Source organism: Methylobacterium pseudosasicola (assembly GCF_900114535.1).
Classification (GTDB): domain Bacteria; phylum Pseudomonadota; class Alphaproteobacteria; order Rhizobiales; family Beijerinckiaceae; genus Methylobacterium; species Methylobacterium pseudosasicola.
This window is the reverse complement of the sequence record NZ_FOTK01000052.1, coordinates 1-14,589: the sequence shown is the minus strand read 5'-3', so window position 1 is coordinate 14,589 and position 14,589 is coordinate 1. Positions and strand designations below refer to the sequence as shown.

10 protein-coding genes are annotated in these 14,589 nt (G+C 68.7%); 3 read left to right on the top strand and 7 right to left on the bottom strand.

Going from position 1 to position 14,589, the window contains the following annotated elements:
- Nucleotide 1: 1 nt before the first annotated feature.
- Nucleotides 2–256: a DUF3297 family protein gene (locus tag BM228_RS29210; protein ID WP_092046201.1), complete on the bottom strand. Its 255-nt coding sequence runs from the start codon at nucleotides 254–256 to the stop codon at nucleotides 2–4.
- On the bottom strand, nucleotides 253–933 hold the full coding sequence (locus BM228_RS29205) for a CatB-related O-acetyltransferase (protein WP_092046222.1): 681 nt from the start codon (nucleotides 931–933) through the stop codon (nucleotides 253–255). Before BM228_RS29205 ends, BM228_RS29210 begins: the two co-directional genes overlap by 4 nt.
- 78 nt (nucleotides 934–1,011) lie before the next feature.
- On the opposite strand from BM228_RS29205, the gene BM228_RS29200 reads away from it, so the two are divergent.
- Nucleotides 1,012–3,339: an NADP-dependent malic enzyme gene (locus tag BM228_RS29200; RefSeq protein ID WP_092046200.1), complete on the top strand. Its 2,328-nt coding sequence runs from the start codon at nucleotides 1,012–1,014 to the stop codon at nucleotides 3,337–3,339.
- Nucleotides 3,340–3,362: 23 nt separating this feature from the next.
- Here the strand turns inward: BM228_RS29200 and BM228_RS29195 are convergent, their stop codons facing one another.
- From BM228_RS29195 to BM228_RS29175, 5 genes are all read right to left on the bottom strand, one after another.
- Nucleotides 3,363–5,459 carry a methyl-accepting chemotaxis protein gene (locus tag BM228_RS29195; RefSeq protein WP_092046198.1) on the bottom strand — a complete coding sequence of 699 codons (2,097 nt, stop codon included), beginning with the start codon at nucleotides 5,457–5,459 and terminating at the stop codon, nucleotides 3,363–3,365.
- A gap of 534 nt (nucleotides 5,460–5,993) precedes the next feature.
- Complete coding sequence (gene ppx / locus BM228_RS29190) at nucleotides 5,994–7,547, bottom strand: exopolyphosphatase (protein ID WP_092046197.1); 1,554 nt, start codon at nucleotides 7,545–7,547, stop codon at nucleotides 5,994–5,996.
- Between the two features lie 285 nt (nucleotides 7,548–7,832).
- Complete coding sequence (locus BM228_RS29185) at nucleotides 7,833–10,403, bottom strand: RNA degradosome polyphosphate kinase (RefSeq protein WP_092046195.1); 2,571 nt, start codon at nucleotides 10,401–10,403, stop codon at nucleotides 7,833–7,835.
- 91 nt (nucleotides 10,404–10,494) lie between these two features.
- Nucleotides 10,495–11,205, bottom strand: coding sequence for a P-loop NTPase family protein (locus tag BM228_RS29180; RefSeq protein ID WP_092046193.1), 711 nt, complete (start codon nucleotides 11,203–11,205; stop codon nucleotides 10,495–10,497).
- Nucleotides 11,206–11,225: 20 nt separating this feature from the next.
- Complete coding sequence (locus BM228_RS29175) at nucleotides 11,226–12,356, bottom strand: AI-2E family transporter (protein ID WP_092046191.1); 1,131 nt, start codon at nucleotides 12,354–12,356, stop codon at nucleotides 11,226–11,228.
- 156 nt (nucleotides 12,357–12,512) lie between these two features.
- Between BM228_RS29175 and purM the strand changes: the two genes are divergently transcribed.
- Nucleotides 12,513–13,580, top strand: coding sequence for a phosphoribosylformylglycinamidine cyclo-ligase (purM, locus tag BM228_RS29170; RefSeq protein ID WP_092046189.1), 1,068 nt, complete (start codon nucleotides 12,513–12,515; stop codon nucleotides 13,578–13,580).
- Complete coding sequence (gene purN / locus BM228_RS29165) at nucleotides 13,580–14,230, top strand: phosphoribosylglycinamide formyltransferase (protein WP_208612121.1); 651 nt, start codon at nucleotides 13,580–13,582, stop codon at nucleotides 14,228–14,230. Before purM ends, purN begins: the two co-directional genes overlap by 1 nt.
- Nucleotides 14,231–14,589: the final 359 nt, after the last annotated feature.

Here is a 14,589-nt window from a genome sequence, read left to right as displayed (position 1 = left end):
CTCAAGCCTCGCCTGTCTCGGGCTCGCGGAAATAGGGCTCGACGGTGCCTTTCAGCTTCACGGTCATCGGATTGCCGGCCCGGTCGAGGGTCTTGCCGGCCGAGAGGCGGACCCAGCCCTCGCTGACGCAGTATTCCTCGACGTTGGTCTTATCGACGCCCTTGAACCGCACGCCGACGCCGCGCTCCAGCAACTTCTCGTCGTAGAACGGGCTGTTCGGGTTCGCGGCCAGGCGGTCGGGAGGCGTGTCGGTCATCGTCCGGATCTCGGGTCGGTTTCATGTGCGCCCCCCCCGCGGGCAACCGGGGGGGAGAAAGGCTCGCCGGTACGGGAATCCGCGTCGGCGCGCAACGCCGCGAGCAGGTCTGCGATCCGGCCGCTCTGCAGCAATGGCACGAGGCGCGTCACCGCATCGTGCGGCAGGTCCCACCAGGCAGTCTCCACGAGCGCCGCCACGGTGGCCTCGTCGAAGCGGCAGCGCACCACTCGCGCCGGGTTGCCGGCGACCACTGCGTAGGCCGGCACGTCCCGCGTCACCACCGCCCGGGCCGCCACCACGGCGCCGTGGCCGATCGTGACGCCGGACAGGATCATGCAGCCGGAGCCGAGCCAGACATCGTGCCCGATCACCACGTCGCCCCGTGAGGCGTGGTAATCCTCCGGTGCGCCTACACCTGGGAACAGCCCGCGCATCGCCGCGAACGGGTAGGTCGAGGCCCAGTCGAGCCGGTGGTCGCCGCCGAGCAGGATCTCGACCTTGTCGGCGATGGAACAATAGCGGCCGATCGTCAGGCGACGGCCGCTCTCCGGGAAGCGCACTTTTGGACGCCCGTACGAATAAGAGCCTATGGAGAAACCGTAGGCCTTCGCCAGTGCGGCGAGGTGGATCCGGGTCTCGTTATGCGGGTTGCGCCCCCTGCGCAGCCGGTGCAACAGACCCGTCACGATGGGATCCGGCGCGGTTTGCGACCGCGTCGTCTCCGGGAAAGCAGGCGAGCTGGAAGGTGCGCGATGGCCGATAACATGTCCGAGGACCTCAAGGCCGGGGCGCTCGTCTACCACCGCCTGCCGCAGCCCGGAAAGCTGGAGATCCAGGCGACCAAGCCGCTGGGCAACCAGCGCGACTTGGCGCTGGCCTACACGCCCGGCGTCGGCGTCGCCTGCATGGCGATCCACGACGATCCGCAGCAGGCCGCCGAACTGACGATCCGCCAGAACCTCGTGGCGGTGCTCACCAACGGCACCGCGGTGCTGGGCCTGGGCAATATCGGGCCGCTCGCCTCGAAGCCCGTGATGGAGGGCAAGGCGGTTCTGTTCAAGAAATTCGCCGGGATCGACGTGTTCGACATCGAGGTCGACCAGAACGACGTGTCCAAGCTCGTCGACGTGGTCTGCGCCCTCGAGCCGACCTTCGGCGGCATCAACCTCGAGGACATCAAGGCGCCCGAGTGCTTCGAGGTCGAGGAGCAGTGCCGGGCGCGGATGAACATCCCGGTCTTCCACGACGACCAGCACGGCACCGCGATCATCGTAGCGGCGGCGGTCCTCAACGCCCTCGAACTCGCGGGAAAAAACCTCTCGGACGTCCGCATCGTCACCTCCGGGGCCGGCGCGGCGGCGCTCGCCTGCCTCAACCTGCTCGTGTCCCTAGGCGCGACCCGGGAGAACATCACGCTGACCGACATCAAGGGCGTGGTCTACAAAGGCCGCCCCGAGCTGATGGACCGCTGGAAGGACATCTACGCCCAGGAGACCGAGGCGCGTACGCTGGCCGAGGTGATCCCGGGGGCGGACGTGTTCATCGGCCTCTCGGCCGGCGGGGTGCTGAAGCCCGAGCTCCTGGAGAAGATGGCGGACAAACCGCTGATCATGGCTTTGGCCAATCCCTACCCGGAGATCATGCCGGACCTCGCCCAGGCGAAGCGCCCCGACGCGATGATCTGCACCGGGCGGTCGGACTTCCCGAACCAAGTCAACAACGTCCTGTGCTTCCCCTACATCTTCCGCGGCGCGCTCGATGTCGGCGCCACCAGCATCAACGAGGCGATGAAGCTCGCCGCCGTGAAGGCGATCGCGGCGCTGGCGCGCGAGACCCCCTCCGACGTGGTCGCCCGGGCCTATGACGGCGAGGCCCGGCCGTTCGGCCCGGAATCGCTGATCCCGAGCCCGTTCGATCCGCGCCTGATCGTGCGCATCGCCCCGGCGGTCGCCAGAGCGGCGATGGAGTCCGGCGTAGCTGGCCGGCCGCTCAAGGATTTCGACGCCTATGTCGAGAGCCTCGACCGGTTCGTGCACCGGTCCGGCCTGATCATGAAGCCGCTGTTCTCCAAGGCGAAGGCCGCGCCCAAGCGCGTGATCTACGCCGAGGGCGAGGATGAGCGGGTGCTGCGCGCCGTCCAGGCGATCGTGGAGGACAAGGTCGCGTTCCCGATCCTGGTCGGAAGGCCGCGGGTGGTCGAGTCGCGGCTCAAGCGCTTCGGCCTCTCGATCCAGGAGGGCCGGGACTTCGAGCTGATCGACCCCGAGGACGATCCCCGCTACCGCGCCTACGTTCAGACCTACCTGGACGTCGCCGGCCGGCGCGGCATCACCCCGGATGCGGCCCGGACCCTGGTGCGGACCAACAACACCGTGATCGGCGCCATTGCAGTCCGCCGCGGCGAGGCCGACGCGCTGATCTGCGGCCTGGAGGGCCGGTTCGAGACCCGGCTGCGGATCATCCGCGACGTGATCGGCCTGGCGCCCGGCATCACGCAATGCGCCGCCATGAGCCTGATCGTCACCAGCGAGGGCGCGTACTTCCTGGCCGACACTCATGTCCGCCAGAACCCTACTGCAGAGGAGATCGCTGAGGTCGCCCAGGCCTGCGCCGGCCATGTCAGCCGCTTCGGCTTGACGCCTAAGATCGCCCTGCTCAGCCACTCGGATTTCGGCCAGTCGGATTCCCCCTCAGCGATGAAGATGCGGGAGGCGCTGGCGATCCTGCAGGCCCGCGACCCGGACCTGATGGTCGACGGCGAGATGCAGGCGGATTCGGCGCTCTCCGAGCTGGTCCGCGACCGGGTGCTGCCCGGCTCGCGGCTCAAAGGGTCGGCCAACGTCCTGATCTTCCCGAATCTCGACGCGGCCAACATCGCCTTCCAGTTCGCGAAGGTCCTGGCGGATGCGCTGCCCGTGGGGCCGCTGCTGATCGGACCGGCCAAGCCGGCGCATATCCTGACGCCCTCGGTGACCGCCCGCGGCATCGTCAACGTCACGGCCGCGGCCGTGGTTGAGGCGCAATCCGAGCCGGCGCCGCTCCCCGGCGGCGAGGCCGGCGTCGGCATGATCTCGGAGTGAGGTAACCAGTTTGGGCGGCCAGCTCAGGCCGCCCGGACGGTGTCGAGGAAGCGCGCCACTTCGGCGGTGAGGTGTTCGGACTGGCGCGACAGGTCCGTGGCCGCGCCGAGCACCTGACTCGCTGCCTTGCCGGTCTCTTCCGCGGCGGCGGCGACGCCGGTGATGTTGCTGGTCACCTCGCTGGTGCCGGCCGCCGCCTGCCCGACATTGCGGACGATCTCCTGTGTCGCGGCGCCCTGCTCCTCGACCGCCGCCGCGATGCTCGTGGCCACGCCGTTGATCTCCTGGATGCGGGCGGTGATCGAGCCGATCGCCGTCACAGCCTGACCGGTGGAGGCCTGGACCCGGGCGATCTGGCCCGAGATTTCCTCCGTCGCCTTGGCGGTCTGCTCGGCCAGAGCCTTCACCTCCGAGGCCACCACCGCGAAGCCGCGCCCGGCCTCACCGGCCCGTGCCGCCTCGATGGTCGCGTTGAGGGCCAGCAGGTTGGTCTGCCCGGCGATCGAAGAAATCAGCCCGACCACGTCACCGATCCGCGCCACGGCGCTGCTCAGCTCCTGCACCAGCGCGCCGGTCTGCCCGGCCTCGGCGACCGCGCCCTGCGCGAGCTTGGCGGATCCGTCGACCTGCCGGCCGATCTCCTGGACCGAGGAGCCCAGCTCTTCGGAGGCGGCGGCGACCGTGTTGACGTTGCTGGCGGCCTCCTCGGCGGCGGCGGCCACGGTGGTCGATTGGCTCGCGGTCTGGGTCGCCGTGGCGGTCAGGGTCTGGGCGGTGGCCTGCAATTCGGTCGCCGAAGATGAGACCTGGCCGATGATGCCACCAACCGCCTGCTCGAAGGCCTCGGCCATCTGGCGCATGCCGGCCTTGCGCTGCGCCTCGGCGGCGAGACGTGCCTGCGTGGCTTCGGCTTCGAGCTGCCGGTTGCGGATCAGGTTGTCCTTGAACACCTGCACGGCTGCCGCCATGGGGCCGAACTCGTTCCGATACACCCCGACCGGCACTTCGACGGACGCGTCGCCCTCGGCCAAGGCCCGCATCGTCGCCGAGATCGTCCGGATTGGCCATAGCACGCCGCCGAAGACGACGATCAGGCCGAGGCTGACGAGCAGGATGACCGCGACCAACGCGCCGACGTTGCGGATCAGGATGCCGCGCGCCTCGCCCGCCAGGAGTTCGGCGCGCGCGATCATCTCGTCGAGGGCGACGTAGGCTAGGTCGACGATGGCCGCCTGCGCGCCGGTGTTGCGTTGCCGATAGTCCTGAAACGTGATGCTCGGCGTCGTCCGTTGGCTGAGCGCATCGAATACGGCTTTGGCGATGTCCGCGGCCGAACCCTCGAAATTCTCGGCGCTCGCCTTGCGGAAGGCGGCCCGGACCTTGTCGGAGACGTCGGTCGCGGCTTCCCGGGTGCTGGTCCAGGCGCTCTGGAGGCGCGCACGCTCCTCGGCGGCGGCCACGGTCTCGGGAAGGGTCCAGGAGGTTTCGGCTGCCAGCGAACCTTGCACCCGGAGGGCGACGTTCCCGATCGCGACACGCGTCGCCCAGGCCGCCCACTTGAGGACCAGATAGCGCTGCAGAATCTCGTCCGACCGCGGGATGGCGCTATCGACGGCGTCCGACGTGGCGGTCAGGGCATCCAGCAATTCCTGGAACGCGGTGAGTGTCGTGGGCAGGAGCGCCGCTTCGCGTTGCGCTTTCGGGAGGCGCAGGGCCGCGTCGATACGGGGACGCAGCGCGTTCAAGGCCTCGTGCGCGGCGTTCAGGCGCCCAACCGTCGCCGTCACCGCGGGAACGTCCTGTTCGTGGAGCAGAACCTGCGCCCTGGCGAAGCTCTCGGCTATCGCCTTCCGGTTCGTCGCGATCACCGACAGCGTGTCCGGCCCGGCCGGTTCCTCGCTGCCCAGGGCCAGGGTCGAGCCGCGCTCGATCCGCACCGGCAGGATCGTCTTGAGCAAGCGCCGGCTCGCATGCGCCAGGGTGACGGCGCGATCCGCTTGTTCGGCCTGCTCACGCGCATGGATGAGCGCGGTCGTCGTATAGCTCAGCAACATCAGCGCCAGCGCGCCGATCACCAAGCACAGAAGCGTTTTGATCGAGACCCGTCCGAGCCAGCGCATGGTCAAACTCCGGTGGCCACTTGCGGCCGTTGAGAGTTTAGATAGCTGAACCCGAAATCGGATGCATCGGTTTTCGACGAGATTGGAGCGATACTATATTCTCAGTTGGGTAACGTGGTACCTTATTATTGAGTTAACCTATAGTTGATAATGAGACGGCGTATTGTTTTACGAGTTGTTTGCGTCGCGCCGTGCTTTGAAAAGAAATTTTTAATTTTAAATGTGCGTCCGCGAATTTGGGCCCTTTGAAGCCGCAACGACGCGATGCATCGCGCGCGAGACCTGAGGCGAACTCCGATCCTCGCCGGCTTGGTCGCGTGTCATATCGGGCGACGAAGGCCTGTGCCCGCGCCCAGTGTCCCTGTTGAGGATGCGACGGCTAGTAGGCTGAGTATGCACCGGCAATCAGCAAGCGATCGGCTCTTGCATGCAAGCCGCTTGGCAGGCGGAGGCAATGCGGCGCATGATCCGCGACGCGATTGCGCCCGCCCACGAGCGTGAGAGCCGCCAACCGGCCCCGACAGCCCCAAACAATCAGTCGGCGGGGCCGCCGATTTCGATCCGACCGTCCAGCCCGACCACGCGGCCGAGGCCGCGGACGCGGTTCAGCAGGCGGTCGCTGCTGAGGGCGGCCCAGTCCTGCGGCATCCGCAGGGTGACGCGGCCGTCCTCGACGACCAGCGGGGCGCGGGTCAGCGCGCCGTCCATGCCGGCCGAGATCGGGAAGGCGACGCGCAGCAGTGCACCGAGCAAGCGCGCCCGCTCGAACAGGCGGGGCCCGGCGATGCTCCGGAGGATCGGGTTGGCCTTTTCCGGCGCCACGCCGCTGTGGCGGAGCGAGACCGAGAGCGCGAGATAGGCCCGCCCGGGGTGATCCACACCGACGAAGGCGGCGTTCTGGATCGCCGCAATGCTTTGTTCATCACGGTAATCGGGATGGGCGCGCCAGCCGACATCCGAGAGCAGGCAGCCCGCATGGCGCAGGCGGCGCTCGTCCGCCGTCTCCGGGCCGTCCAGCGTCGCCACGAACCGGTCCGTCCAGGCGATCAGCTCCTCGCCGTGGCGGGGCGAGCGGGCGCGCAGGGCGTTGAACTCGGCGGCCGAGGCGAGCAGCGGATCGATCAGGCGGGAATCACGGTCGAGCTGCTCGAACAGCAGCCCTTCCCGGACCCCCGAGGCCGAGATCGCGACTTCCCGCGGGCGCCCAACCCGGATGATCTCTTCGAGAACCACGGCGCCGTAGGCCAGCAGCGGCCGGCGCGCCTCCGAGATCGCGTCGACGTCCTGGAGCATCGCGACGTCGGTCTCCTCGACGATCTGCAGGAAGCTCATTTCGTCGGTGGGCTCCACCGAGTAGCCGTGCATCACGTGGACGGGATAGCCGCGAGCGGCCTGGTGGAGCCGCGCCAGGGCGCGCCAGGTGCCGCCGATCGCGTAGAAGGTCCGGCCGCGCAGGGTTTCCAGCTGCGGCTCGGCCTTGCGCATGTGCTCGCGCACGATCTTGGCGGCTTTCTTGATCGAACCGCCGGAAAGGTCCTGCAAAGCGAGGCCGCCGAGCGGCATGGTCACGCCCTGCCCGACCACGGTGCCGCGCACATCCACCAGTTCGAGGGAGCCGCCGCCCATGTCGCCGACGACGCCGTTCGGCGCGTGGAAGCCCGAGATCACGCCCATCGCGGACAGCTCGGCCTCGCGCCGGCCCGAGAGGAGCTGGATCTCCTGGCCGCAGGCCGCCTCCGCGGCGCGCAGGAAGTCGGGGCCGTTCTCGGCGTCCCGGGCCGCGGCGGTCGCCAGCACGAACACCCGTCCGACCCGCATGGTCTCGCACAACACCCGAAAGCGTCCGAGCGCGGTCAACGCGCGGTTGACCGCATCCTCGTTGAGCCGGCCGGTGGTCAGGACGTTGCGGCCCAGGCCGCACAGGACCTTCTCGTTGTAGAGCGGGGTCGGCGCGCGGCTCAGGCCGTCATAGGCGACGAGCCGGACCGAGTTCGAGCCGATATCGATGATCGCCACCGGCGGCCGCGGGTCGCGCGAGGGCCTGTCGGCGGAATGCGCGAGGGTGAGGTTGGCGCGAGGGCTGCCCAAACGTCCGAGTCCTTGATGGGGCGTGGCCGGCCGGACCGGCAGACCGCGGGTGTAATCCAGAACCGTGTTCGACGATGGTGCGACCGAACTCGGCTCCACGTCGATGATACGCAGCGCGTGCGGCCGAACCGATAACCTTGGCGGCGGCGATTGCTCTAAGCCCAATCGCACCGGCAGGGCAACGTTTCGTGCATCCGGCTCTCTCACCGGACGCAGAGTCCTCACGCAGAACTGCACAACCCGTTTGCGAAACCTATCGAGTCTTCTGCGCATGCGTCGGGGCACTTAGCCACGCTGTGCCCGACGGCTCAGAGCACGCGGGCTCGACTTCTTGGACGCCTTGCCGCGGCCGGAAAGACTCGGATTCGTCATGAAGTACTTGTGCGCGTTGAACGGCTCCTCGCCCTCTGCGGGTTGAACGCGCTCGCAGCCGCCGGAGGCGAGCAGCCGCCAACTCTGGCGGTTGTCCAGGAGATTGGCCAGCATGATCTGGTCGAGCACCTGCTGGTGCACAGTGGGATTCGTGATCGGCAACAGCGCCTCGACCCGGCGGTCGAGGTTGCGGCTCATCAGGTCGGCCGACGAGATGTAGACCGTGGCCTTCGGATGCGGCAGCCCGACGCCGTTGCCGAAGGCGTAGATCCGGCCGTGCTCCAGGAAGCGCCCGACGATCGACTTGACCCGGATCGTCTCCGACAGGCCCGGGATGCCCGGGCGCAGGCAGCAGATGCCGCGCACCACGCAGTCGATCTGCACGCCCGCGGAGGCGGCATCGTACAGGGCGTCGATGATCTGCGCGTCGACCAGCGAGTTGCACTTGATCCAGATCGCCGCCGGCCGGCCAGCCTTAGCGTGGGCGACCTCGGCCTCGATGTTCTCCAGCAGGCGGTTCTTCAGGGTCAGCGGCGACACCGCCATCCGCTCCAGCTCAGCCGGCTCGGCATAGCCGGTGATGAAGTTGAAGATCCGCGACACGTCCCGGGCGATCGCCGGGTCCGCCGTGAAGAACGACAGGTCGGTGTAAACGCGCGCCGTGATCGGGTGGTAGTTGCCGGTGCCGACATGGCAGTAGGTGACGAGCCTGTCGCCCTCGCGCCGGACCACCAGCGACAGCTTGGCATGGGTCTTCAGCTCGACGAAACCGAACACCACCTGCGCGCCGGCCTTCTCCAGGTTGCGCGCCCAGCGGATATTAGCCTCCTCGTCGAAGCGCGCCTTCAGCTCCACGAGGGCGGTGACCGACTTGCCGAGCTCGGCGGCCTCGGCCAGCGCCGCGACGATCGGCGAGTTCGATGAGGTGCGGTAGAGCGTCTGCTTGATCGCCACCACGTTCGGGTCCCGAGCCGCCTGGGCCAGGAACTGCACCACCGAATCGAAGGATTCGTAGGGATGGTGGACAATGAAATCCTTCTGCCGGATCGCCGCGAACACGTCGCCGCCGCTCTCGCGGATCCGCTCGGGGAAGCGCGGATTGTACGGCTTGAACTTCAGGTCCGGCCGGTCGATCCCGACGATCTGGGACAGCTCGTTCAGGGCGAGCATGCCCTCGATCAGGAAGATCGCGTCGGAGGAGATCTCCAGTTCGTCGGCGACGAAGCTGCGCAGCTCCTCCGACATCCCGGATTCGACTTCGAGGCGGATCACCACGCCCCGGCGGCGCTGCTTGAGCGCCGTCTCGAAATGCAGGACGAGGTCCTCGGCCTCCTCCTCGATCTCCAGATCCGAATCGCGCACCACCCGGAACGCACCGCTGCTCTTGACCAGGTAGCCGGGGAACAGCCGCCCGGTGAACATGCCAATCACCTGCTCGATGGAGATCAGGCGCGCGGTGATCTCGCTCTCGCTGGTGGGCAAGCGCACGAACCGGTCGATGACGCCCGGCACGCGGATCAAGGCCCGCAGCAGCCGGCCGTCCCGCGGCCGCACCAGCATCAGCGCAATGGTGGTGCCGAGATTGGGGATGAAGGGGAACGGGTGCGCCGGGTCGATCGCGAGCGGCGTCAGGACCGGCGACACGTGGTTAAGGAAGTACTCCTCCAGCCAGGCGGCCTGCTCGGCGGTCAGGCCCGCGGGCTCGACGATCTCGATCTCGGAGGCCTGCAACTCCACGCGCAACTCGCGCCAGCGCGCCTGCTGGTCGGCGGCAAGCCGCGCCACCTCGATGCCGATCCGGTTCAGCTGCTCTGAGGGCGTCAGCCCGTCCTGGGACGGGAGCGTCAGCCCGGCCCGGACCTGATCGATCAGGCCGGCGACGCGGACCATGAAGAACTCGTCGAGATTGTTCGCCGAGATCGACAGGAAGCGCAGGCGCTCCAGCAGCGGATGGTTCGGGTTAGAGGCCTCCTCCAGCACCCGGTGGTTGAACTGGAGCCAGGACAGCTCGCGATTCACGAAGCGCTCGGGGGAATGACGCAAGGAGCGCCCGGCCTCGACCACGGGCTCGCGGGCGGCGCCCACGACCGGCTCCGCCGGCGCGGTGGGCACGGCGGGCCACTCGTCGGCGGTGTCGACCGGCGTGGGGGCCGTCTCTTGGATTGCGGGCGCGGTGCCGGCCGGCGCGCTCTTGGCGGGTGCGCTCTTCGGTTCCGGCGCTGTCGTGTTCCCGGCGCTCGTGCTCTTCGCAGCCCCGTTCGGAGCCGCGGTGCTCCTGGCTGTCGGCGCCCTGGTGGTTGCCGGCTTGAGCGGCGCGCTCGAAGGAGCGGTGGCCGGGGCAGCTGCGCTCTTGGCGGCCGTATTCCTGGCCGGCGCGCGCCTGATGGCGGGGCGGCGTGGGGCCGGATTGGTCGCGTCGGGCCGACGGTGCTCCGCGGCCTCGTCGGCAGCGTCGCGGTCCATGGGCTTCTGCGTCGATTCCATTCCGATTCCTGTCCTTGCCGAGTCCGGCGCGTCTAGCATTCTACACCCGTAGCTTTCACGACGCTTTCGTGACGGCCACCGGTTTCCGTTTTTATGCCTCCGCGTCGGCCTCGTCCTCGAAGCCCATGCGTCGTAGCACGGCCAGCGCCAGCGGGCGGCTGATCCGTCGTCCGCGGCCGAGGGCGTCGCGGTCGAGCTCTGCCACGAGGTCCCGAGCCCGGCCCAGCGAGCGGTCGATTCGCAGCGCCAGAGCCTCGATCACGCTGAGATCGACCACCAATTGCCGGTCGACGAACAGCTTGACCAGGACGGCGCGCAGAAGGGCGTCGTCCGGCGCCTCGATGGCGATGCTGGGCGCCAGCCGGAGCCGGGAACGCAGGTCCGGCGTCGCGAGACCCAAGGCGTCGATCCCGGCCGCGCTGGTGAGCAGGACCGGGCAAGCCAGCTCGCGGGCGCGATTGAGCAGGTGGAACAGGGCCGCCTCATTTCGGGCCGCCTCCCGGTCGATATCCTCGATGACCAGCGCGCCGTTCGATACGAGATGCTGAACCGCGTCCGCCCCGACCTCGGCGGCCGTCACCGTCCAGGCATGGGCCCGCTCCGCCCAGATCGCCGCCAAATGGCTCTTGCCGCTGCCCGCCGGGCCGGTGAGCACGAGGACGCTGTCGGGCCAGTCCGGCCAGGCCTCGATCAGGGCGTAGGCCGCCTCGTTCGCCGGTCCGACCAAAAAGTCCTCTCGGCCGTAGCGGGGATCGAGCGGCAGATCGAAGGCCAGCTGCCGGGGTGGTGCGTTCTCGCGCATAGGTTGCTCGGTTGGGGCGCTCAGGGGGAACGCGCACCTTGGGTGGTCAGGGTCCGGCCGCCCTCGTCCTGGAGGTCGATCAGGACCGGCTGCTCGGCATGGTACAGGCGGCTCTGGAGATAGCGCGCCAGGGCGAAACGCACGAGTACGCCGATCGAGGCCGCCACCGGCACCGCGAGCAGCAGGCCGACGAAGCCGAACAGGGACCCGAAGGCCAGCAGCGCGAACATCAGCCAGACCGGATGCAGGCCGGTGGATTCGCCAACGAGCTTCGGCGCGATGACATTGCCTTCGAGGAACTGGCCGACCAGGAACACGCCCACCGTCAGCCCGAGATGCAGCCAGTCCGAGGACGGCCAGAACTGCACCAGTGCGACGCCGACCGAGAGCATGAAGCCGGTGAGCGTACCGACATACGGGATGAAGGTCAGGAAGCCGGCGATCAGACCGATCAGCACCCCGAAATTCAGCCCGACCAGCCAGAGGCCGACCGCGTAGAAGCTGCCGAGGATCATGCAGACGAGGGTCTGCCCGCGCACGAAGCCGGTGATCGCGCCGTCGATCTGGCGGGCGAGGTCGCGCACGGTGGCCCGGTGCCGGGGCGGTACCCAGCTGTCCAGGGCCGCCATCATCCGATCCCAATCGACCAGGATGTAGAAGGCGACCACCGGGGTCACCACCAATAGCGAGGCGATCGAGATCAGGGCCTGGCTGCCCGACCAGATCGACTTGAGGAAGGCGAGCAGCCACGCGCCGCCCTGGCTCGCCAGGGTGCCGACGGAGGATTGCAGCTCGGTCAGCACGTTGTCCCCGCCGATCCGCTCCAGCAGCGGGCCGGCGCGCTCGGCGATGATCCCCTGAAGCCGCGAGACCATGCCGGGCAGCGCGTTGACCAAGCCGGCCACCTGATTGGCGGTCAGCGGGATCAGGATCAGCAGCGACACGATCAGCGCGACCACGAACAGCGCCAGGATCAGGAGGCTTGCGGCCAAACGGCCGAGCCCGAGGCGCTCCAGCCGGTCGGCGAGCGGGTCGAGCAGATACGCGAGGGCGATCCCCGCCACGAAGGGCAGCATCACCTCCCGCAGCAGGTAGACCAGAAAGCTCAGCGCGACGAGGGCACCCAGCCCAATGACAGCCCGCGCGCGCATGATCCCGCCTCCCGGCGCTGCCTACGACGCCCTGCCGCAGAGTGGGCATCGGGCCTGTGTCGATCAAGGCTCGCGATCGAGCCTCAACGCGGGCGACTCGCGCAGCGCGCTCGAAGCCGCTAGAGCGAACCGGATGATGACCGGGACGACGCTGGCATGACGGCCAAGGACGGACAAGGACTGACCTACGCGGAAGCAGGTGTCGATATCGATGCCGGCAATGCCATGGTCGAGACGATCAAGCCGCTGGTGCGCTCGACGCGGCGGCCGGGGGCGGATGCCGAGATCGGCGGCTTCGGCGGCCTGTTCGATCTGAAGGCCGCGGGATTCCGCGATCCAATCCTGGTGGCGGCCAATGACGGCGTCGGCACCAAGGTCAAGATCGCCATCGAGACCGGTCGGCACGACACGATCGGCATCGACCTCGTGGCGATGTGCGTGAACGACCTCGTGGTCCAGGGCGCCGAGCCGCTCTTTTTTCTGGATTATTATGCCACGGGTAAGCTGGTGCCGGGCGTCGGCGCCGACATTGTGCGCGGCATCGCCGAAGGCTGCCGGCAGGCGGGCTGCGCGCTGATCGGCGGTGAGACCGCCGAGATGCCTGGCCTCTACGACGGCTCGGATTACGACCTCGCCGGCTTCTCCGTGGGCGCGGCCGAGCGCGGCACGCTCCTGCCGAAAGCCGGCATCCGCCCGGGAGACGTGGTGCTCGGCCTCCCCTCCTCCGGTGTCCATTCCAACGGCTTCTCGCTGGTCCGCCGGATCGTCGCCAAGACCGGCCTCGGCTGGGACGCCCCGGCGCCGTTCGATCCGTCGCGGAGCCTCGGCGATGCTCTGCTGGAGCCGACCCGGATCTACGTGAAGCCGCTGCTCGCCGCGCTGGAGGCGACCGACGGCATCCGCGCGCTCGCCCACATCACCGGCGGCGGCTTCCCGGACAACCTGCCCCGGGTGCTGCCGGACGAGGTCGGCATCGCCATCGACCTCGACGCCATCACGCCGCCTCCGGTGTTCGGCTGGCTCGCCCGCGAGGGCGGCGTCGCCGAGGCGGAGATGCTGCGGACCTTCAATTGCGGCATCGGCATGGTGGTGATCGCTGCGGCGGAATCGGTCGACGACGTCGACGAGGCCCTGACCCGGGCCGGCGAGGCGCCGGTGCGCCTCGGCCGTATCACCGCGCGCGGCCCTGAGCCGGTGACCTTCCGCGGACGCCTCGCGCTCTGATGGCGATGTCCAAGAAGACTCGCGTCGCGGTCCTGATCTCGGGGCGCGGCTCGAACATGGTCGCGCTGATCGAGGCCGCAAAGGACCCTGCCTACCCGGCCGAGATCGTGCTCGTTCTCTCGAACCGGCCGGACGCCGCCGGGCTCGCCCGGGCGGCCGAGGCCGGGATCCCGGCCCGGGCGATCGACCACAGAGCCTTTCCGGATCGCGCCAGCTTCGACGCCGCCCTCGACGCCGAATTGCGGGCCGCCGACATCGACCTCGTGTGCCTCGCGGGCTTCATGCGGATCTTTACGCCGGGCTTCGTGGCCGGCTGGGCGGGACGGATGCTCAACATCCATCCCTCGCTGCTGCCGCTGTTCAAGGGCACCCACACGCATGCCCAGGCGCTGGAAGCCGGCGTGCGGCTCCATGGCTGCACGGTGCATTTCGTGGTGCCGGAGCTCGATGCCGGGCCGATCGTGGCGCAGGCCGCAATCCCAGTGCGCCAGGGCGATGACCCGGACAGCCTCGCCGAAAGGGTGATCGTCCAGGAGCGCCAGCTCTATCCGGCGGTGCTGGCCCTGGTGGCCGGCGGACGCGCCCGCCTGGACGGCGACCGCGTCGTCATCGCCGACGCGGCTCCGGACGGCGTCCTGTTCAGCCTGTAATGGGATCCCGAAGGGACAAGTCCCAGCCCTTTAAAGGTGTTGGGATTCATCTGCGCGCGAGGCGTTTTATCAATGGGATCAAGCGCTTCGAACCGCACAGCCAAGGTCCGATGGCATGCGCCCATCTCTCGCCAAGGTGACAGCCGAGAAGGCAGCGCGGCGGCAGGCGATGGGTCGCCGAGACCTATCCTTCCTTCACGGATCCCAAGTTTCCGCAGACGCTTCAGCCCCCACCCTGTCATCCCGGGGCGCCGCAGGCGAGCCCGGGATCCAGATCCGCCGACGGCGCAAGTCGTTGATCCGACACTGGTTCTGGATCCCGGGCTCCGCTTCGCGGCCCCGGGATGACGGGGTTGTTT